General features: G+C 32.7%; 21 protein-coding genes. 15 read left to right on the forward strand and 6 right to left on the reverse strand.

Annotated elements, in window-relative coordinates:
• Nucleotides 1–4 precede the first annotated feature (4 nt).
• The 3 genes from alaS to ACOSP6_RS04380 all read left to right on the forward strand — a co-directional run bounded on the left by alaS (nt 5) and on the right by ACOSP6_RS04380 (nt 4128).
• On the forward strand, nt 5–2620 hold the full coding sequence (alaS, locus tag ACOSP6_RS04370; protein ID WP_422094166.1) for an alanine--tRNA ligase: 2616 nt from the start codon (nt 5–7) through the stop codon (nt 2618–2620).
• A gap of 65 nt (nt 2621–2685) precedes the next feature.
• On the forward strand, nt 2686–3168 hold the full coding sequence (gene rraA, locus ACOSP6_RS04375; RefSeq protein ID WP_422094165.1) for a ribonuclease E activity regulator RraA: 483 nt from the start codon (nt 2686–2688) through the stop codon (nt 3166–3168).
• 9 nt (nt 3169–3177) lie between these two features.
• Nucleotides 3178–4128: a GSCFA domain-containing protein gene (locus ACOSP6_RS04380; protein ID WP_422094164.1), complete on the forward strand. Its 951-nt coding sequence runs from the start codon at nt 3178–3180 to the stop codon at nt 4126–4128.
• Here ACOSP6_RS04380 and ACOSP6_RS04385 read toward each other — a convergent pair.
• From ACOSP6_RS04385 to ACOSP6_RS04395, 3 genes are all read right to left on the reverse strand, one after another.
• Nucleotides 4125–4769: a porin family protein gene (locus ACOSP6_RS04385; protein ID WP_422094163.1), complete on the reverse strand. Its 645-nt coding sequence runs from the start codon at nt 4767–4769 to the stop codon at nt 4125–4127. The genes ACOSP6_RS04380 and ACOSP6_RS04385 overlap by 4 nt on opposite strands.
• Nucleotides 4770–4871: 102 nt before the next feature.
• The gene (locus tag ACOSP6_RS04390; protein ID WP_422094162.1) at nt 4872–5183 is read right to left on the reverse strand and encodes a rhodanese-like domain-containing protein; all 312 of its coding nucleotides are present in this window, start codon (nt 5181–5183) and stop codon (nt 4872–4874) included.
• A gap of 3 nt (nt 5184–5186) precedes the next feature.
• On the reverse strand, nt 5187–6944 hold the full coding sequence (locus ACOSP6_RS04395; RefSeq protein WP_422094161.1) for an aromatic amino acid hydroxylase: 1758 nt from the start codon (nt 6942–6944) through the stop codon (nt 5187–5189).
• A 112-nt stretch (nt 6945–7056) separates the two neighbouring features.
• Here ACOSP6_RS04395 and ACOSP6_RS04400 point away from each other — a divergent pair, with 112 nt between their 5' ends.
• Entirely contained in the window at nt 7057–7839 is a 783-nt protein-coding gene (locus tag ACOSP6_RS04400) for a M48 family metalloprotease (protein ID WP_422094160.1), read from the forward strand.
• A 53-nt stretch (nt 7840–7892) separates the two neighbouring features.
• On the opposite strand, the gene ACOSP6_RS04405 is transcribed toward ACOSP6_RS04400, so the two are convergent.
• On the reverse strand, nt 7893–8726 hold the full coding sequence (locus ACOSP6_RS04405) for a hypothetical protein (protein ID WP_422094159.1): 834 nt from the start codon (nt 8724–8726) through the stop codon (nt 7893–7895).
• Nucleotides 8727–8939: 213 nt separating this feature from the next.
• On the opposite strand from ACOSP6_RS04405, the gene ACOSP6_RS04410 reads away from it, so the two are divergent.
• From ACOSP6_RS04410 to ACOSP6_RS04430, 5 genes are all read left to right on the forward strand, one after another.
• Nucleotides 8940–9212 (forward strand): hypothetical protein, encoded by a 273-nt coding sequence (locus ACOSP6_RS04410; protein WP_422094158.1) that lies wholly within the window; start codon nt 8940–8942, stop codon nt 9210–9212.
• 104 nt (nt 9213–9316) lie between these two features.
• Nucleotides 9317–10834, forward strand: a complete 1518-nt coding sequence (gene gpmI / locus ACOSP6_RS04415) for a 2,3-bisphosphoglycerate-independent phosphoglycerate mutase (protein ID WP_422094157.1) — start codon at nt 9317–9319, stop codon at nt 10832–10834.
• Between the two features lie 7 nt (nt 10835–10841).
• A complete protein-coding gene (locus tag ACOSP6_RS04420) occupies nt 10842–11393 on the forward strand; it encodes a thioredoxin family protein (RefSeq protein WP_422094156.1) in 552 nt (183 codons plus the stop codon).
• 59 nt (nt 11394–11452) lie between these two features.
• On the forward strand, nt 11453–12271 hold the full coding sequence (gene map / locus ACOSP6_RS04425; RefSeq protein WP_422094155.1) for a type I methionyl aminopeptidase: 819 nt from the start codon (nt 11453–11455) through the stop codon (nt 12269–12271).
• 1 nt (nt 12272) lies between these two features.
• A complete protein-coding gene (locus tag ACOSP6_RS04430) occupies nt 12273–13043 on the forward strand; it encodes a class I SAM-dependent methyltransferase (protein WP_422094154.1) in 771 nt (256 codons plus the stop codon).
• On the opposite strand, the gene ACOSP6_RS04435 is transcribed toward ACOSP6_RS04430, so the two are convergent.
• Nucleotides 13040–14014 carry an FAD:protein FMN transferase gene (locus ACOSP6_RS04435; protein WP_422094153.1) on the reverse strand — a complete coding sequence of 325 codons (975 nt, stop codon included), beginning with the start codon at nt 14012–14014 and terminating at the stop codon, nt 13040–13042. The two genes, ACOSP6_RS04430 and ACOSP6_RS04435, sit on opposite strands and share 4 nt — an antisense overlap.
• A 114-nt stretch (nt 14015–14128) precedes the next feature.
• On the opposite strand from ACOSP6_RS04435, the gene ACOSP6_RS04440 reads away from it, so the two are divergent.
• Nucleotides 14129–14980: an OmpA family protein gene (locus ACOSP6_RS04440; protein WP_422094152.1), complete on the forward strand. Its 852-nt coding sequence runs from the start codon at nt 14129–14131 to the stop codon at nt 14978–14980.
• A 73-nt stretch (nt 14981–15053) separates the two neighbouring features.
• Here ACOSP6_RS04440 and ACOSP6_RS04445 read toward each other — a convergent pair whose 3' ends face one another.
• Nucleotides 15054–17678 carry a DUF5916 domain-containing protein gene (locus ACOSP6_RS04445; protein WP_422094151.1) on the reverse strand — a complete coding sequence of 875 codons (2625 nt, stop codon included), beginning with the start codon at nt 17676–17678 and terminating at the stop codon, nt 15054–15056.
• A 188-nt stretch (nt 17679–17866) separates the two neighbouring features.
• Here ACOSP6_RS04445 and rplM point away from each other — a divergent pair, with 188 nt between their 5' ends.
• From rplM to pyrH, 5 genes are all read left to right on the forward strand, one after another.
• Nucleotides 17867–18322, forward strand: coding sequence for a 50S ribosomal protein L13 (gene rplM, locus ACOSP6_RS04450; protein WP_422094150.1), 456 nt, complete (start codon nt 17867–17869; stop codon nt 18320–18322).
• Nucleotides 18322–18708: a 30S ribosomal protein S9 gene (gene rpsI, locus ACOSP6_RS04455; RefSeq protein WP_422094149.1), complete on the forward strand. Its 387-nt coding sequence runs from the start codon at nt 18322–18324 to the stop codon at nt 18706–18708. The genes rplM and rpsI overlap by 1 nt, the downstream gene beginning before the upstream one ends.
• Before the next feature lie 153 nt (nt 18709–18861).
• Nucleotides 18862–19614, forward strand: a complete 753-nt coding sequence (gene rpsB, locus ACOSP6_RS04460; protein WP_422094148.1) for a 30S ribosomal protein S2 — start codon at nt 18862–18864, stop codon at nt 19612–19614.
• An 86-nt stretch (nt 19615–19700) separates the two neighbouring features.
• Nucleotides 19701–20669, forward strand: coding sequence for a translation elongation factor Ts (gene tsf, locus ACOSP6_RS04465; protein ID WP_422094147.1), 969 nt, complete (start codon nt 19701–19703; stop codon nt 20667–20669).
• Between the two features lie 94 nt (nt 20670–20763).
• A complete protein-coding gene (gene pyrH / locus ACOSP6_RS04470; protein WP_422094146.1) occupies nt 20764–21474 on the forward strand; it encodes a UMP kinase in 711 nt (236 codons plus the stop codon).
• The last annotated feature ends 13 nt before the right edge of the window (nt 21475–21487 follow it).

Here is a 21487-nt window from a genome sequence, read left to right on the forward strand (position 1 = left end):
AAGAATGAAATCTCAAGAGATAAGAACTAAGTTTTTAGAATTTTTCAAGTCTAAACAACATGAAATTGTTCCTTCTGCACCAATGGTGTTAAAAAACGACCCAACCTTAATGTTTACAAACTCAGGTATGGCTCCGTTTAAAGAATATTTCTTGGGAAATGCCGCCCCGAAAAATACACGAATTTCTGACACTCAGAAGTGTCTACGTGTATCAGGAAAACACAATGACTTGGAAGAGGTTGGTTATGACACCTATCACCATACCATGTTTGAAATGTTAGGAAACTGGAGTTTTGGTGATTATTTCAAAAAAGAAGCAATTGCTTGGGCATGGGAACTACTTACCGAAGTTTACAAAATTCCCAAAGACATTTTATACGTTACCGTTTTTGAAGGAGACAAAAAAGACGGAACTAAAATGGACCAAGAAGCATATGATATTTGGAAAGAATATATTTCTGAAGACCGTATCTTAATGGGAAATAAAAAAGATAATTTCTGGGAAATGGGAGAACAAGGACCGTGCGGACCATGTTCTGAAATCCATGTGGATATTCGTTCTGCAGAAGAAAAAGCAAAAATTGATGGAAAATCTTTAGTAAATGAAGATCATCCGCAAGTTGTTGAAATTTGGAATTTAGTTTTCATGCAATTCAACAGAAAAGCGAATGGTTCATTAGAAGAATTACCAGCAAAACATATTGATACAGGAATGGGATTTGAGCGTCTTTGTATGGTTTTACAAGGAGTTCAATCTAATTACGATACTGATGTGTTCACTCCATTAATTCGAGAAATTGAAACAATTACAGGAATTGAATACGGAAAAGATAAAAAAGTTGACATTGCTATTCGTGTAATTGCTGATCACGTAAGAGCTGTTTCATTTGCAATTGCTGACGGACAGTTACCAAGTAATAACGGAGCAGGATATGTAATTCGTAGAATTTTAAGAAGAGCTATTCGTTATGGATTTACTTTCTTAAACAAAAAAGAGCCATTCATTTACAAGTTAGCAGAAACACTTTCTCACCAAATGGGAGATGCTTTTCCTGAAATTAGAAAACAAGATACACTTGTGCATAATGTAATTAAGGAGGAAGAACAATCTTTCTTAAGAACTTTAGATCAAGGATTATTATTACTCGATAAAGTAATTGAAGACACAAAAGGTAAAGAGGTTTCTGGAAAGAAAGCATTTGAATTATACGATACTTATGGTTTCCCTCTAGATTTAACTCAGTTAATTGCTCGTGAGAAAGGTTACGAGATTAACGAAGATGAGTTTAACGCAGGAATGAAAGCTCAAAAAGATCGTTCACGTGCCGCATCTGCAAGTGAAACCGGAGATTGGATAACATTACTTGAAGATGAAACTGAAGAGTTTGTTGGTTACGATACATTAGAGGTTGATATTAAATTAACGCGCTACAGAAAAGTAACTACCAAAAAAGATGGTGATCAATATCAATTAGTGTTCAATATGACACCTTTTTACCCAGAAGGTGGTGGACAAGTTGGAGATAAAGGATTTTTAGAGACTCAAAATGGAGATATTATCTATATTGTGGACACTAAGAAGGAGAATAATGTAATTATTCACTTTACTAAAAATCTTCCAAAGAATCTTAATGAGACTTTTAAGGCAGTGGTAAATAATGAGTTTAGAAATTTATCAGCTAGCAATCATACTGCAACACACTTATTACACCAAGCTCTACGTACAATTTTAGGAACGCATGTTGAGCAGAAAGGATCATTAGTTAGTCCAGATTATTTACGTTTTGACTTTTCTCATTTCTCTAAAGTAGACAAAGATCAACTTACAGAAATTGAAGAATTTGTAAATGCTAGAATTCGTGAAAACTTGCCATTAGAGGAAAAGAGAAATATTCCAATGCAACAAGCCATTGATGAAGGAGCTATTGCATTATTTGGAGAAAAATATGGAGATAGTGTAAGAGCAATTCGTTTCGGACAATCAATGGAATTGTGTGGAGGAACACATGTTCAACAAACGGGAGATATTTGGTATTTCAAAATAAAATCAGAAGGAGCTGTTGCGGCAGGTATTCGTCGTATTGAAGCCATTACAAATGTTGCTGTAGGAGAATACTTCGAAAATGTAGAACGTAATTTCTCAGAAGTAAAAGCTTTACTTAAAAACCCAAAAGATGTAGCTAAATCAGTTAGTTCATTACAAGATGAAAATGCTGCATTAAAGAAGCAAATTGAACAATTACTAAAAGATAAAGCCAAAAACATGAAAGGTGATTTAAAAAATCAAATCACTGAAATAAATGGCGTAAACTTTTTAGCTACAAAAGTAGATTTAGATCAAGGAAGTATTAAAAACATCATGTTTGAATTGGGAGGAGAAGTTGATAACCTTTTCGTATTATTTGCCACTTCACCGTCTAAAGAAAAAGCAATGTTAACTTGTTATGTTTCTAAAGAACTAGCAAATGAGAGAGGTTATGATGCAGGTAAAGTAGTTAGAGAATTAGGAAAACTTATCCACGGAGGTGGTGGTGGACAAAACTTCTTCGCTACAGCTGGTGGTAAAAATCCAGGAGGTATTCCGAAAGCATTAGAACGCGCTAAAGATTATATAGTTTAAAACACATATTAGAAACCAACTGAAAAGTTGGTTTTTTTGTTTAGTTTTATTCCAAAATCAACCCTATGGAAATTTATACAGCCGATTTATGTGATGATTTTATTGATGTAATTCAAGTTGCCACTCCAATTGGATTTAAAGATTATGGTGCTAAGAAGAACTTTCATGGTGAAATTGTAACTGTAAAATGTTTTGAAAAGAACCCATTAGTAAAACAAACTCTTAATTCTGACGGAACTGGAAAGGTTTTAGTTGTTGATGGTGGTGGATCATTAAATTGTGCTCTTATGGGTGATAGTTTAGCTTCAATGGGGATAGAGAATAATTGGAACGGAGTTGTTATTTTTGGTTGTATTCGTGATAGCAGAGAAATAGCAACGATGAATATCGGTGTAAAAGCATTGAATACGACACCGAGAAAAAGTATAAAAATTCCTGAGGGAGAAGTAAATATTAAAGTCTCTTTTGCCGATATAGATTTTACTCCTGGTCACTATATTTATTGTGATGAAGATGGAATTGTAGTATCAAAAACTAAATTGATTTAAACTCTTTACATGAATCTACAAACTCAAATACCACTTAAAAAAGAAGTTCATCATCAAATTGACTATACTTCTAAGTTGTTCCTTTTAGGTTCTTGTTTCTCAGAAAACATTGGAAATAAACTTTCATATTATAAGTTTCAATCAACTCAAAACCCATTGGGTATTCTGTTTCATCCAAAGGCTATTGAACATTTAATTTTAAACTCAATTAACGCTAAAGAATATACAGAAGAAGATATATTCGAATTAAATGAACGTTGGCATTGTTTTGATGCACATTCTCAATTAAGCAATAATGTTAAAGAAGAACTGCTTAAAAATTTAAATACATCAGTAAAAATAGCTAAAGAACAACTTACCAATTCAACGCACATTATAATCACCCTAGGAACTGCTTGGGTCTATAGATACATTAGTTCTGATATGATAGTTGCAAACTGTCATAAGATTCCGCAAAAGCAATTTTTAAAAGAACTGCTATCGGTTGATGAAGTAACTGAAAGCGTAGAAAGTATAACAGCTTTAATTCGATCAATAAACCCTAAAGCTTCCATAATTTTCACGGTTTCTCCAGTACGACATATAAAAGATGGTTTTATTCAAAATCAACAAAGTAAATCGCATTTAATTGCTGGAATTCACAACGTCATCGAACCAAGAAAAAACATTCATTATTTTCCTTCTTATGAAATTATGATGGACGAACTCCGTGATTATCGCTTTTATAAAGAAGATATGATCCATCCCAACCAAACTGCTATTCATTATATCTGGGAAAAATTCGTGTATAGTTGGTTTAATGCATCTTCATTATCAACTATGAAAAGAGTTGAAGAAATCCAAAAAGGATTAACTCACAAACCTTTTAATCCTAACTCAGAAGCACATCAGAAGTTTTTGGAAAAACTAACATTAAAAAAAGAGCAACTCAAAAAAGAATTCTCTTTTATAAATTTTTAGATTTCAAATTTACAGCCCATTATAAAAGCTAAAGAATTTGTTTTTGTATAATCGAAATGTGCTTCACTTTCTATGTTTTTAATTCCTAAATGATTCCTTAACTCAAGAAAAAAACAAAAGTGCTCACTGATATCAAAAAGTTTTCCAACTCCAAAAGATACTCCTGAATCTAACTTTGAAAAATACTGTGATAAATCCCCACTCCACTCACGATTATTAATCTTTTCTCTTGCTTTTAGAAAAACAGAAGCAAACACCCCTGCTTTCACGTAAAATGAATTCTTCTCTCTGAAATCATACTGAACTGTTAACGGGATAGTAATAAATTCATACAAATCATATATCCTATAACTGTTTATAAGTTGTCCATTTAAAACAAACTCAGGAGAAAAAACACTTACGCGTTTTCTTTCATAATTAACTTCTGTTTGAATTGACCAATTAGAATCAAAATAGAAATTTGCGTTCAATCCTGATAGGTAATCTATTTCAGAATCGTGTTCAAATACATTCTCATCCTCAAACCTAAGTGAAGAATAATTTAAACCCCCATGAAGACCTATTTGAATTTTCTTTTGAGCGCAAACTGTTATTGTTAACAAGAGCCCAATAATTAGGCAAAATTGTTGAATAAATTTCATAGCTAACTTTTTTATTTTTCGACTACAAAAAAAGTTTAAAATGTTTTAAAAAACAAAAAAAGATGCTACAAAGCATCTTTTTTTCGCAATTATTAAAATATCTTATAAATATTGATCAACATTACCCCAAGGTCCTCCATTGATAATATCAACTCCATGACCTTGAAGAAACTCAGTTGCTTGTCCACTTCTTCCTCCGCTTCTACAAACTGCAATTACAGGTTTATTCCAAGATTTAATTTCTTCTACATTATTAGGAATTGTATCTAAAACAATATGCTTTGCTCCTTCACTATGTCCTTCATTCCATTCTCCTAAAGTTCTAACATCTAATACAACGGCACCTTTATCTAGGTACTCTTGAATTTCATTTGCCATATTTTTCTTTCTAAATAATAAATTAAATAATTTCATTTTTTAAACTACTTGTTCTTTATGGATTATAGATAAACCATCATCGATTAAACTTGTATATTCTTCATCAACTTTAAGTTCATCTAAATATGTTTTAATCTCATGCTGAATCTCATATCCTTTTTCTTCTGCTAACTCATACAATTCTAATGCCAACAACCAATCACTACTAAATTTCTCTTGAATTAGAGCAAAAGTTCCTAAAACTGCTTCTTCTGTAACCGAATTATTCTCTCTCATTTGTCGAACTTGGTTATATAAACTATACAACTCACAATCTGAATCAGAGTAATTAATTTTGTGTGTTTTAGTTTCTGAAACTTTTCCAATATCACCGTAAGAGTTAACATCAGCAGGCCCCGCATACGCTGAAACAACTTCAACACCAACAGCCATGTCATAAATTCCCCAATCTGGATGAAATAGAACAGTATCAAAATAAGTAACGGTACAGTTCTTAAAAGATATCAATTGGATTCTTCCTCTTAAATCTCTTGTTCCAGTAATTACCTCTCCTTCAACTTTTACACCACCTTCAAACTCTAAACTTACTTTCTCGCCTTCATAAATTCCGTATGCTTCTAGGTCTCTCGGACTCATATTTTCAATAGGAATATTGATTCCTTTTAACTTTCCTATCGGACTTCCGAAACCTTCTTTATGATAATTAGTTCCATGACCAATTAACTCTTTATCTCTATTAGCAAGAGCTGTTTCTCCAGTAGTTTGAATGTAAATAGGTTTGTTATTAGCATCCGTAATAACATTTGTGAAAACACCCGATATTTGAACTCCAGTTGACAACTCAATAGTACCTACACTTTGAGAATCTATTAACTTATTAATTCCACTTAATCCACCCTTTCGAATTCCCATGGTGTTTGCATACTGTTCTAATACAAGACTTAAATGTGCGAAATCTGGAGTAACAAATAACTGTGGTTGTGGTTTCGTAATATCAAAAGACACATTTGAAGCTTCTAAAGTATATGGTAATTTTTTTACCGCATCTTGCATACACCATTTACTTTCTCCTATGGAAGATAATAATCCTGCTCCATATATTTTTGGGTTTTCTAAAGTTCCTATCAAACCATACTCAACGGTCCACCAATGTAAATTTCTAATCTGAGACATTTCAGAAAGTTCACCCATGTTATCTTGTAACCATTCCACTTTTTCTTGAGCTTCATTGATTTCTTTTTGTGTAGAATTTGGATTCTCTTTTAAAATAGAAAGCAATCGAATAGCTTCATACATTTCATAATCTCGTGCCGATGAAATTGCCTTTGCTCCTATTTCACCAAACCTTCTTAAGTACTCCGCATATTCAGGGTTTGCAATAATTGGTGCGTGACCTGCAGCTTCGTGAATAATATCTGGAGCTGGAGTATATTTTATATGATCAATAGTTCTCATATCGGAAGCTATAACCAACACGTTATATGCCTGAAATTCCATAAAAGCATTCGGAGGAATAAAACCATCAACAGACACAGCAGCCCAACCAATTTCTTTTAAAATTCTATTCATACCTTCCATTTTGGGAATAGTATCAACTGAAATACCTGTTTTTTTCAATCCCTCAATGTATGAACCATGTGCAACCTTGCTTAAATAATCAACATTCATTCTCATTACATATCGCCATACAGCTTGGTTCTGAGGAGTATATTCATCATAAGGCTGCTTTACCACAAACTTGTGCAAATGTTTTGGCAACTTCTTAGTAACCTCATTAAGCTCAAAGTGAGTATTCATAAGTTAAAAATCTTAAGGTTGTTTGTAAGCATAAAAATACTCATTTGAAAATTAATAACCTTTAATTTTTTCATTTTTGTATCTTTACAAGTAACTCAAAAAATAAGAAGAAATGAGAAGAGGAGGTTTGAAATTCCGCCTGTTAATTGGTTTAATAATTGTTGCCTTTGCTTATTTACGAAAATGTAGTCAACGTCAGGAAAATCCATACACAGGAAAAGTACAGACCATTAGTTTGAGCGCTGAGCAAGAAATTGCTATCGGACTGCAACAAGCTCCTGCTATGGCAAATCAACACGGAGGTTTGCATCCAAACAACGATTATCAAGTTTATATTGACAAAATAGGTAAACGATTAGTTGATAATTCTATGGCAAAAAAGTCTGAATATAATTACGAATTTCATTTACTAAGAGACGACAGAACAATAAATGCTTTTGCTTTACCTGGTGGACAAATATTCATTACATATGCCTTACTTTCTAGACTTACCGATAATTCAGGTAGAATCAGTGAAGATATGGTAGCGGGAGTGTTAGGTCATGAAATAGGACATGTTTTAGGAAGACATTCTAATGAGCGTATTAGTGAAGCTAATTTTTGGAAGTTAATTACAATGGGAGCCTCAGTTGGCGCTGATTTAGGAGAAATGGCTAACAATGTTGGACAAAGTACGTTACTTAAAAATGGTAGAGGCGATGAATTAGAAAGTGATGAATTAGGTGTAAAATTAATGCTCGATGCGGGTTACGAACCAAGATATTTAATTAATGTTATGGAGGTTCTTAAAGCTGCTGCAGGACCAAATAGAACCCCAGAATTTCAAAGTACACATCCTGACCCAGAAAATAGAATTCAAAAAATAAAAGAAGCCATTAAAAAGTATGGTAAATAAAAAAAGGCTGATATGTAGATATCAGCCTTTTTTGGTTCTAACAATTTTGAAAACTAAGCTCCTTTTAGCTTTTTAATAGCTTCTTTTTTAGTTTCTATCTCTCTTTCTATATTATTTAATCTTTTCTCAATTCTTTCGATTACTGACGAACGTCTAGCTATTGATTCTTTTGTTAATGAACCATCGTTCTTAGCTGCCTCTAACTTTTCTTTCTTTCTTTTTAAACCTTCTCTTCCGCTAACAAGTATTTCCTCATTTACACTAATATCATCTTCATACTCCATTATCTTCTGTCTGTTCTCTTCAGTTAGCTTATCTTGAATCGCTTTCTTTTCGGCCTTTAACTTATTATCTAGTTTAGATAATTCCTCATTCTTTTTCCTTAGCGCTTCTTGCTGTCTTTTGAAAGCTTCCTCACTCTCCTTTATCTGTTGAGCTAATTTTTGTTTCGCTAACTCAAGTTTTTCTTCTCTTTCTTTGATATCAGATGCAGTTTCATCTTCGATAACTACTTTTTCAGCTACTTCAATATCACTTTCTTCTACAACATTAATTTTTAAACTCTTTTTAAAATCACGTAACTCTAGTTTTTGCTCTGTGATTTTACTCTGAAGAGATGAAAGGCGTGACTCTACATTTCTAATAATTTTTTCTTTTCTTTCAACTTCTGCTTGAGAAATTCTCTTTTTACTTTTATCTTTTTCTAAACGACTTTTGATTCTTGACAAACCTTTTACTCCAGAAACTAGCATATCTTCGTTTACTCTGATTTCTTCTTCTTGAGTTTTAATTTGTTTTCTATCTTCCTTTGAAACCTCTTGAGCAAAGGCAAACTGAATATTTAAACACACTAAAACAAGTGCAGGGATAATTTTAAATAATTTCATCTTGTATTGTACTTTTATTTATTCTTTACTTACACTAGTGTTTGAAACAATTCCTCTAAAAAAGTCACAAACATTACGTTGTTTTTTTGGGGGTGCAAATTTACGAATAAAATTGACACGCCAAAATCATATTTAAAAATTAACACTTCAACTTTTTAAACGTAACATTTTTAACAGTTTACCTACTAATAAGTAAATTCAAAATTAATTGCTATGGGATTTGGAGGATCAGTATCTGCTATGATCAGCAGTCTAAAAAACAACAAAAGAGAACGAAAAAGTGCTTTTAAAAAAATGAAAGAGCACACAAATTATTCATCACCATCAGACCGTTTGGTTTTTAAAAACAAGGCTACGGAAGAAGAATTAGATTCAATTAGAAAAAGATTACAATTAGAAAACAAGAGAAAATTAATTATTAACGCAATCGGACTTTCTATAATTGCTATGGGAATTGCTTATTTCTTGATTCAGTTAAAATTTTAGAGAAGAAATTAAATTCTAAACTTATTAAAACTCGCAATCGGTTTCGTTAAATTTTAGTATTAGGTTCTAAATCTTTACTACTTTTACTTTTCAAACGAAATCTAATGAACAAGAAAGTTATTTTAATGATTTTAGACGGTTGGGGAATTTCACCTGACCCAAAAGTATCTGCAGTTGACAAAGCAAATACCCCTTTTATTGATTCTTTATATGAAAAGTATCCTCATTCAGAATTAAGAACAGACGGAGAACACGTTGGTCTTCCTGTTGGACAAATGGGAAATTCTGAAGTTGGACATATCAATTTAGGAGCTGGAAGAATTGTTTATCAAAACTTAGCAAAAATCAATAAAGCTATTGAAGATAATACATTAGCTTCTGAAAAAGTGTTAGTTGATACTTTTGAATTTGCAAAACAAAACAATAAAACTATTCACTTATTAGGTTTAGTTTCTGATGGTGGAATTCACTCACATATTAATCATCTAAAAGGATTAATTACTGCAGCAGATGATTACGGAATAGAAAATGTTTATCTACATGCTTTTACTGACGGAAGAGATACTGATCCAAAATCTGGAAAAGGGTTTATAAATGATATCAAAACTTTCATGAGTTCGACGTCAGCAGAATTAGCTACTATTACTGGTCGTTATTATGCAATGGATAGAGATAATCGTTGGGAAAGAGTTGCTTTAGCTTATAATGCTTTAGTTAATGGTGAAGGAGAAAATTCTACAAATGCATTGGAAAGTATTGAAAAGAGTTATGCTGAAAATGTGACTGATGAATTTATCAAACCGATTATTATGGTTGATGAGAATAACCAACCAAAAGCGACAATCAAAGAAGATGATGTTGTGATTTTCTTCAACTTTAGAACTGATCGTGGACGTCAATTAACACAAGCTTTAAACCAAAAAGATTTTCCAGAACAAAACCTGAAGAAGTTACCATTGTACTACGTTACAATGACTAACTACGATGATACTTTTAAGGGAATTAAAGTTATTTACGATAATAAGAACATTGAAAATACATTAGGTGAAGTTTTAGCAAACGCAGGAAAGAAACAAATTCGTATTGCTGAAACTGAAAAATATCCACACGTTACATTTTTCCTTTCTGGTGGAAGGGAAAAAGAATTTGAAGGAGAAAAAAGACTTCTGTGTCCTTCTCCAAAAGTTGCAACCTACGACTTAAAACCAGAAATGAGTGCTTTCGAAATAAAGGATGCTATTATTCCCGAACTCGAAAAAGGTGAGGTTGACTTTGTTTGTTTAAATTTTGCTAATGGTGATATGGTTGGACACACGGGTGATTTTGACGCTGCTGTAAAAGCTTGTGAAGCTGTAGATCAATGTGCGAATGAAATTATCACTAGCGCTTTAGAAAACGACTACACTACTCTGGTTATTGCAGATCATGGAAACTGTGAAACAATGATTAATCCAGACGGTTCTCCAAATACGGCTCACACTACGAATCCAGTTCCGTTAATTTTAGTTGATAAAGAATTGAAGTCAATTAAAAATGGTATTTTAGGCGACATGGCTCCAACAATTTTAAAATTAATTGGAGTTGAACAACCAGAAGAAATGACACAACATTCGTTAGTTTAAATTCAAAATGAAAAAAACACTTTTATTAGTCTCAATAGTCGTATTAGCCGCATGTGCTTCAAGTCAAAAATTAGCAAACAACCAAACCAAACCTAAAGCAACGAAAAACGCAGATGGAAATTTGGTTGGATATGCTACTAAAAATGACTTTCAACAAGAACCATATGGAAGCGAATGGTTTAATGACTACTACGAGTATTACGAAACTGATAAAAGCGTTGTAAACAAACTAAAACCTCTTTTAGAAAACATTACCATCAAAGGTTTCATGGGAACTTGGTGTGATGATAGCCGAAGAGAAACGCCTAACTTCTACAAGATTTTAGACGAGGCTGGATTTGATTACAATAAACTGGATTTAGTTACTGTCAATCGTGAAAAAACCGCAAACGGAATTGAAAAAGGATATGATATTGAAAGAGTTCCTACTTTTATTTTCTACAAGAACGGAAAAGAAATTGGACGATTTGTAGAACATACAGTGGATGGAGCTTCACTTGAGCAAGACATGCTTTTAATCCTGTCAGAAAAAGGATACAAACATGCTTATGAAAAATAGGATGATACCTTTACTTTTTTGAGGAATACACGCTATATTTGCATTCTTATTTTTAGGTTATGATCATACAAAAAACTAAAGAAGAAATAGAATTAATGCGCCAAAGTGCGTTGGTGGTTTCTAAAACTCTAGGAATGCTTGCAAAAGAAGTAAAACCTGGCGTTACTAGTTTGTATTTAGATAAGTTAGCGGAAGAGTTCATTAGAGAGCAAGGAGCTATTCCTGGTTTTTTAGGATTATACGACTTTCCAAATACACTTTGTATGAGTCCTAACTCTCAGGTCGTTCATGGAATCCCGAATAACACTCCTTTAGTTGAAGGAGATATTATCTCTATTGATTGTGGCGCTATATTAAACGATTACTACGGAGATCATGCTTATACATTCCCAGTAGGAGAAATCGCTCCAGAAACTCAAAAATTATTAGACGTTACTAAAGAAAGTTTATACGTTGGTATTCGTGAGTTTAAAGTGGGTAATAGAGTTGGAGATGTTGGTTATGCTATTCAACAGTTTACAGAAAAACATGGTTATGGTGTAGTTCGTGAATTAGTTGGTCATGGAATTGGTAAAACGATGCACGAAGACCCTGAAATGCCGAACTACGGAAGAAGAGGAAGAGGAAAAAAATTCGTTGAAGGAATGGTTGTAGCAATTGAGCCTATGACAAATATGGGAACACAAAAAATCAGACATCATAAAGATGGCTGGACGATTACTACTTTAGACGGAAAACCTTCTGCGCACTTCGAACATGATGTTGCAATTGTAGACGGAAAGCCAGAATTACTTTCTACTTTCCAATACATTTATGAAGCTTTAGGTATTGAAAGCGATGAAGAAAATGAATTCAGACAACAACCTTTAGTTCTTTAAATTGTCTATTTTTCAATCCATATTAAACACCATTCCACGACCGTTACTTATTAAGTTAAGTTATCCGGTAAGATCTTTCCTAACTTTTTGGTTAAAAGGGAAGAGATTTACTGATCCAATTGATGGAAAATCGTTCAGAAAAATGCTTCCTTATGGATATGAAATACAACGTAAAAATGTGCTTTCCCCTTCTACATTATCGCTTGAAAGACACCGTTTAATGTGGTTGTATTTAAAGAATGAAACGGATTTCTTCACATCTAAAGAGAAGAAAAAACTATTACATATCGCTCCTGAGCAGTGTTTCTATAGTAGATTTAGACATCAAGATAATTTAGACTATTTAACATCAGACATTGAATCTCCTTTAGCAGATGTAAAAGCTGATATTTGCGATTTACCTTTTGAAGACAATTCTTTCGATATTATTTTTTGTAATCATGTGTTTGAACATGTTACTGATGACAAAAAAGCAATGCAAGAATTATTCAGAGTCATGAAACCTGGTGGATATGGAATTTTCCAAGTCCCACAAGAAATTGAAAGAGCAAATACTTTTGAAGACGATTCAATTACGAATCCAAAAGAACGTGCAAAAATATTTGGACAATACGATCATGTTCGAATTTACGGCATGGATTACTTTGACAAACTTCGCTCGGCAGGATTTCAAGTTGAAGAAATTAAATACTCAAATAAAATACCTTCTGACTTGGTGAAAAAATATGCACTAGACGAAACAGAAATCCTGCCTGTTTGCTATAAAAATTAATTAGCAAACTCAAGAATTTCCCCTTCTTTATTAGCATATAACAATACTACTTTCAATTCCGGATGACTTGTTAAAAAAGCTTTTGTTTGCTCTAATCCCATTGCCATAAATGCAGTAGCATAAGCATCAACGTCAGCACAATCACCTTCAATTAAAACAGAAGCACTTAACAAATTATTTTCTTGCGCTAAACCTGTTTTCGGATTTACAGTATGCACTACTTTCTCCCCATTACTATTTAATTTAAACTTTCTATAATTTCCAGAAGTTGCCATCGATTGGTTGTTTAACTCAATTGTTCTTGATTGACTTCTTGAACCATCTGTATTAGGATCATCGATTGCCACTTTCCACAAAGAATTTCTTGGACTTTTCCCTCTCGCTCTAATCTCACCTCCAATTTCAACAAGGTAATCCTGAATATTTTTACTTTCTAATAACCTACCTACTACATCAACTCCTAAACCTTTAGCAAATGCATTTACATTAAATTCAATATCATTTGGTTTTAGAACTTTATTTTCAACAAGAACAATTTTATCAAAACCCATTAACTTTTTTAATGAATCAATTTCTTCTTGTATTAAATCCTTCTTTTCTTTTCCAGAACCGAAACCGTAAGCATTAATTAACTTACCAATCGTTGGGTCAAAAAAACCATCTGTCTCCTTGTAAATTCTTTTGGCTTTTTCAAAAGCTTCGACAAAGTATTCATCAACAATAACAGAACCTTCATTATTATTAACTTTTGAAATTATCGAATTTGGAATGTATGTAGATAAGGAATTATTAAAAGCTTTGAAGACCTCATTTATCTCTTCTTGATAATTCTGATTATCTTTATAGACAATAGTATAGGTTGTACCAAAAACATCTCCTCTTAATTTTGAATAAACATCTTTCTCTTCAGATTTACAGGCATAAAAAACTATAAATAAAAAAATTGAAAGTAATTGGTATTGTCTTAACATGTTTGATTTAAGTTTATTTAACAAAAATAAAGTAATCTGCGCTAAAATAGCGTTAAGATAACCTCATAGTTTAATCATTTTGTTAAATTTGTATCTTACCAATAACTATAAAATATGATGAAAAAAATAGTATTATTTGTATCAGCCACTATTTTGTTAGTGTCTTGTGCTGCTAATAAAGAACTTGAAGCATTAAAAGCGAAACACGAACAAACTAAAGATGAATTGTTAACAGTAAAAACTAACTTGACTAAATGTTTAGTAGAAAAAGATAAGTATCAAGACAGATCAAAAGATTTAGAGTCGAGAATCGAAGAACTGAAAAAGGATAAAGAAAATACTATTCAACAAGTTGAAAACTTAACAGTTCTTACTAAAGGAGCTAACGATAACATCAAGGAAACATTAGCTCAATTAAGCAAGAAAGATAAATACATCAATAAAATTAGAGCTGCAGCTTCTAAAAAGGACTCTCTTAACTTAGTTGTTGCTTTCCATTTAAAGAAAGAATTACAAGATGGAATTGATGACGAAGATATAGAGGTTAATGTTGAGAAAACTGTAGTATTTATCTCTATTTCTGATAAGTTATTATTTAAGAGCGGAAGCTATACAATTACAGATAAAGCATCAAAAGTTCTTAAAAAAGTTGCTACCGTTGTAAATGCACAACCTGAAATGGATGTTATGATTGAAGGTCATACTGACAATACACCAATTGCTGAGAACTCTGCTTTAAAAGATAACTGGGATTTAAGTGTTAGAAGATCTACAGCAATTGTAAGAGAACTACAAAACAAATATGAAGTTGCTCCTGAGCGTTTAATTGCTGCAGGTAGAAGTAGCTATATTCCTTTAGCAACAAATGACACTCCAGCTAATAAAGCTAAAAACAGACGTACAAAAATTATTATTTTACCTCGTTTAAATCAATTCTTTGATTTACTAGATCAAAAAGTAGAATAGAATTATTATAAAATACAAATAAAAAAGCCATCGAAATTTCGATGGCTTTTTTATTATCTTTAATCATAACTTTCTACATGAATCTGTATGTGGCCTTGATTAAAAATGTATTTTCTAAAGTATTATCTAAAATTTGATTATTCAATCCTCCTAATAAAGATCTATCAGAATCTACATTTCCAGTAGTTCCCTGTGCCCAAACTAAAAATAACTCAGATCCCGGAATGTATTCCCATCGAGCAACTAAATTAGAACGGAACTGTACGAATGAGAAATTAGGATCAGAAAATTGATAATCAACAACACCGTTTCTATCCTCATCAACTAAATAATCTCCTCCTGGTGCTTGTTGAATTTGATTATCATCATACCAAGTTACTCTCTCATTTAAATCTTTAGCAATAGAATTATTTACGTAGTTAAAATTATTATATCTACCTCTAGAAATAAATGGTTGTCCATAATACTGAATAGACAAATTAGGATTGATACTATAATTTAACCTCAGTGTTGTACTCCAAGTTTTTTGGTCGATATTTCCTAAAAGATATCTCTTAACAGAACCAAAATCTGCTTCGCCTACATATTGAGTCTTATTAGGATTTTCAGTAAACTCAGTTGTTACGGAGGCACTAAAAGAATCAAAAGGCTGATAATTAAATCCTAATACATATCTTGTAAAAGAGAAATTGTTTTGTTCTGTTCCACTTTTAATATATCCCGTTCTAAAGTTAAACTTCTTACTCTGATCTGAACCAAAAAATAAGACCATGAAATTCTCTTCAGAATAACGCCATCTTGGCCCTCCTCTTAAAAATGTATTGATAAATATTCTTGGTTTATGCACTAATTCTAATTCTGTCCACCAATTATTAATCCAGTTGATGTTTCCTTGAAGACTATATTCCATACGATTATAATTCCCCTCAAAATCAAAAGAAGATAATTGACGGAATCGAACACTTGCATCCCTATATGTTTTAGTTGGAACCTGCCATAGGTATCGAATACTTGCAAACTGTCTAATTTCATCTGCTTGTCTTAAAAACCCAACATCATTCAACTCTAACTCAGGAGAACGCCAATTCACTCCAGCCCAATATCTCCAGTTTCCTCCACCTCGTTTCCCTCCAAAAACTCGACCTCCAGTACCTGTTAATGAAGTTCTATTAGGATCAACTTCAACATGACTTGCGTCTACTCTTTGAAATAAATGCGTTAAAGATTCTTGTGTTGCTTGAATCGCTTCTTTACTACCTGTAACATGACTAGCCACAACATTACTTTGAATATAATAATCTCTATTGTGCCATTCATGACGAAAATCTAAACCTCCTGTGTAAGCATTCTTTCTCAGAAAACTTAAATCGTCTGTTAGATTTCTGTTTGTTGATGTAAAAATACCACCTATGTAACTGTTTCGTTCATTAAAATCTTTCTGAACTCTTGCTACAAAATAATTGGTTAACGGCTCAACAAGTTCCTCTCTCCTATTACCATTGTTATCTATTTCCGCATATTCGTTGGAAGTAACTGTTTCTAAAACCCCAATCGACCAGCCATCTTTTGTTTTCCCTGAAAACTTTGCAGCACCTAAAATTGTTGTATTTATAGGAACATCCGCAAATTCATTATCTGCTAAACTCACGCTACCTTGTGGAGCTCTACCAATTCTTCTACTATAGAAAACATTATCTGGCCCATTAGCAAAACGGAAATCAAAAATATTTTTATTCTCTACGAAAAAAGGACGCTGTTCATTAAAGAAAATTTGAAATCCATCTAAAGCAATTGCTCCTGGATCCGCTTCAACTTGACCAAAATCAGGATTTACCGTTAAATCCAGCGTTAAATCATTTGTAATTCCAATTTTCGCATCTAAACCTGCATTAACACTAAAATCACTACCATCTCTGAAAGGATTACTTCCTTCCTTCTCATAGGTGTCATATTGAAAAACTGTAAATGGCTGGATTTCCAATTGCTTTTGCGACTTCAATCCTTTTAATCCGTGCAACTCTCCAGCTTCACTAATAAATCCCGAAACCTCATTTGGAATTCTTTGCCAAAGGGATCTTTCTTGTTTTCTGAATAAAGTTCTATTGATGTTCAATCCCCAAATTTGCTCTTCAGATTTACCAAAACGCAACTGAGTTAAAGGTATTTTCATTTCCGCTGTCCAACCTTTATCATCTACAACAGCATCTGTATACCAAATTGGATTCCAACTTGCATCCCAATCTTGTCCATTTTGAGTAGCCAATTCCTCTCCTTTTACACCAGCGGCTGTTACAGTGAAAACAAAAGCTGTACGTTTATCGTGATAACTATCGATGATAACATTTATTCTATCCCCAGCAAAACCATCTCTTCTAGAAAGACGCTCTTCAATTTTTTCAGGCTCATCATCGAAAGCTCTTAAGGCTACATATAAATACTTTTCATCATAACCTATTTTAAATTTAGTATCATAAGTGGGCGCTTTACCTTCATCAGGAACTTTTTGTGTAAAGTTTCCTCCCCAATCTAAATGATCCCAAGCCTTATCAGTAATTACACCATCAATCTTTGGGAGTGTTATCATTTTTTTGGTAGTGTATATCTTCTTCGGAACTACAGTAGTATTCGAATTCTCTTGACTGAATGCATTTTGAAATAGAAACAGTACGAGAAAAGGAAGTAATTTTCTGACTCTCATTAGTACTTTTTAATCTGTTTTCAAAAGTACCGCCAAATTCTCTTAATAATATGTTAATTTAAAATCTCGATTTAACAAATTAAAACAAAAGCAACTTACTATTTGTCAGATAAATAATTAATTGTAAATTTGCACTCCTTTTTTAAGGAAATAAATAAAATTATTAACAGACAAAAACTAAATCGTGTATGAACACATTAAGTTACAAAACGGTATCGGCTAACAAAGCTACTGTAAACAAAGAGTGGGTTTTAGTTGATGCGGACGGGCAGTCATTAGGTCGTTTAGCTTCTAAAGTTGCAAAACTTATTAGAGGTAAGCACAAACCTAACTACACTCCACACGTTGACTGTGGTGATAACGTAGTTATCATTAATGCAGACAAAGTAAAATTAACAGGAAGTAAGTGGACTAACAAAACTTACTTACGTCACACTGGTTATCCAGGAGGACAAAGATCGCTTACTGCGCAAGAAATTTTCGAAAAAGATCCTACAAGATTAGTAGAAAAAGCAGTAAAAGGAATGTTACCTAAAAACAAATTAGGTAGCGCGTTATTTAGAAATTTATACGTATACACTGGTACTGAGCACGGACAAGAAGCTCAAAAGCCAAAATCTATTAACCTTAACGATCTTAAATAATGGATACAGTTCACAAAATCGGTAGAAGAAAGACAGCTGTTGCTCGTGTATATGTTTCTGAAGGAAATGGAAACATTACTATCAACAAGAGAGAATTAAATAACTACTTCACTACTCCAACTTTACAATATAAAGTTCAACAACCTTTAATGTTAACTGAGAACTTAAATTCTTATGACATCAAAGTAAATGTTTATGGAGGTGGTGTAACTGGACAAGCTGAAGCAATTCGTTTAGCTATTACCAGAGCTTTAGTGTCAATCAATGAAGAGCACAAAGCAGTATTAAAGCCAGAAGGATTATTAACTCGTGATCCAAGAATGGTTGAGCGTAAGAAATTCGGTCAGAAGAAAGCACGTAAGAAATTCCAGTTCTCTAAACGTTAATATTTATGCTGAATTTATTTCGGCATCATTTAAATGTTTTGAGACTGTTATTTATAAGAGTATATTATTAATTAACAGTTTAGTATCTAAATATTTCAGACTTAATAACTACTGAAATATTGCGAAAACAGAACGTAAACACATTTTTTTAAAATGGCAAACATTCAAGAATTATTAGAAAACGGAGTACACTTCGGTCACTTAACTAGAAAGTGGAACCCTAACATGGCTCCTTACATTTATACTGAGCGTAATGGTGTTCACATCATTGACTTGTATAAAACTTCAGCTAAAATTGACGAAGCTACTGCAGCTTTACAAAAAATAGCAAACTCAGGACGTAAAATCTTATTCGTTGCTACTAAGAAACAAGCTAAAGATATCGTTGCTGAAAAAGCAAAATCAGTAAACATGCCTTACATTACTGAAAGATGGCCAGGTGGTATGTTAACTAACTTCGTAACTATTCGTAAAGCTGTAAAAAAAATGGCTTCTATCGATAGAATGAAGCAAGATGGTTCTTTTGATGCTTTATCTAAAAGAGAGAAATTACAAATCAACCGTCAACGTGAAAAGTTAGAGAAAAACTTAGGTTCTATTTCTGACATGACTCGTTTACCAGGTGCGTTATTCGTAATTGATGTAAAAAAAGAACACATTGCTGTTGCTGAAGCACAAAAATTAAACATTCCAATCTTTGCAATGGTTGATACAAATTCAGATCCAAGACCGATTGATTTTGTAATTCCTGCAAATGATGATGCTTCTAAATCAATCGACAAAGTTTTATCTTATGTTACTGAAGCAATTTCTGAAGGTTTAGCTGAAAGAAAAGCTGACAAGGAAAAGGCTAAAACTGATAAAGAAGCAGAAACTACTGAAGCAAAAGCTGAAGAAGCTAAATAAATTTTAATTTAAAGGTTTCATCATATTGAAACCTTTATTTTATTATATCATTGTAATTATTAATACAACTAATAAAAAAACATAAAATGTCAAAAATTAGCGCTGCAGACGTAAAAAAGTTAAGAGAAACTACTGGTGCAGGAATGATGGACTGTAAGAAAGCTTTAGTAGAAGCTGAAGGAGACTTCGATAAAGCAATTGAAATCTTACGTAAAAAAGGACAAAAAATTGCTGCTAAAAGAGCAGATCGTGATTCATCTGAAGGTGTAGCAATCGCTAAAGTTAGTGATGACAACACTTATGGTGTAGCAATCGTTTTAGCATGTGAAACAGATTTCGTTGCTAAAAATGATAGTTATAAAGAATTAGCTCAGCAATTTGTTGACATCGCTATTAACTTTACTAATAAAGAAGACTTTTTAGCTGCTGATTTTGGTGATGGTAACACTGTTGCTGAAAAATTAATCGAGCAAACTGGTGTAATCGGTGAGAAAATTGAAATTCCTTCTTTTGAAAGAATCGAAGCTCCTTACGTAGGATCTTATACTCACGTTGGTAAAATTGCTGCTTTAGTTGGAATTACTGAGCCAGTTGAAAAAGCTGCTGAATTAACTAAAGATTTAGCTATGCAAGCTGCTTCAATGGGAGCTACAACTTTATCATATAAAGATTTCTCTCCTGAGTACGTTGCTGCTGAAACTGATGCAAGAATTGCTGCTATCATTAAAGATAATGAAGAGTTAGTTCGTTTAGGTAAAACTTTAAAGAACGTTCCTCAATTTGTTTCTAGGTTACAGTTAACTGACGAAGCTTTAGCTAAAGCTGAAGAAGCTGCTAAAGAGCAATTAAAAGCTGAAGGTAAACCAGAAAAAATCTGGGATAAAATCTTACCAGGAAAAATGGAGAGATTTATTTCTGATAACACTACTTTAGATCAAGAGCAGTGTTTGTTGGACCAAAACTTCATTAAAGATGAGAAGAAAACTGTTGCTGAATATGTTTCTTCTTACGGTAATGTAGAAGTTAAAAACTTTGTTAGAGTTACTTTAGGATAATTCTAATTGAACATAAATTCGTAAAAAACCTTGCCTTTTGGCAAGGTTTTTTTGTTACTAATATTTGTATATTTGCACAACTTTCAACAAAACTATGCAATACAAAAGAATACTTCTAAAATTAAGTGGAGAAGCCCTTATGGGGGAACGTGATTATGGAATTGACCCAAAAAGACTAAAAGAATACGCCTTAGAAATTAAACAAGTAGTTGAAAAAGGTATCGAAGTTGCCATTGTAATTGGAGGTGGTAATATTTTTAGAGGTGTTGCTGGTGCAGCTAATGGAATGGATAGAGTTCAAGGAGATCATATGGGAATGTTAGCAACTTGTATTAATGGTTTGGCCTTGCAAAGCGCACTCGAAGATGAAGGTGTATATACAAGAATGCAAACTGCTTTAGAAATTAAGGAAGTTGCTGAACCGTACATAAAGCGAAAAGCAATAAGACATCTTGAAAAGGGACGCGTTGTTATTTTTGGTGCTGGTACAGGTAACCCATATTTTACGACTGATACAGCAGCTGTTTTAAGAGCCATCGAAATTGATGCGGATGCTATTTTAAAAGGGACCCGTGTTGATGGTATTTACAACGACGACCCGGAAAAAAATAAAGATGCAATTAAATTCGAAACTATTACGTTTAAAGATGTAATAGAAAAAGGTTTAAAAGTAATGGATATGACTGCTTTTACTCTTAGTGAAGAAAATAAATTACCAATTATTGTTTTTGATATGAATAAAAAAGGAAATTTAATTAAATTAGTTTCTGGGGAACCAATTGGAACAATAGTTGATTACAAATAAAATCGGATGAATA

It is taken from the genome of Tenacibaculum sp. MEBiC06402 (genome assembly GCF_049239625.1).
Lineage (GTDB): Bacteria > Bacteroidota > Bacteroidia > Flavobacteriales > Flavobacteriaceae > Polaribacter.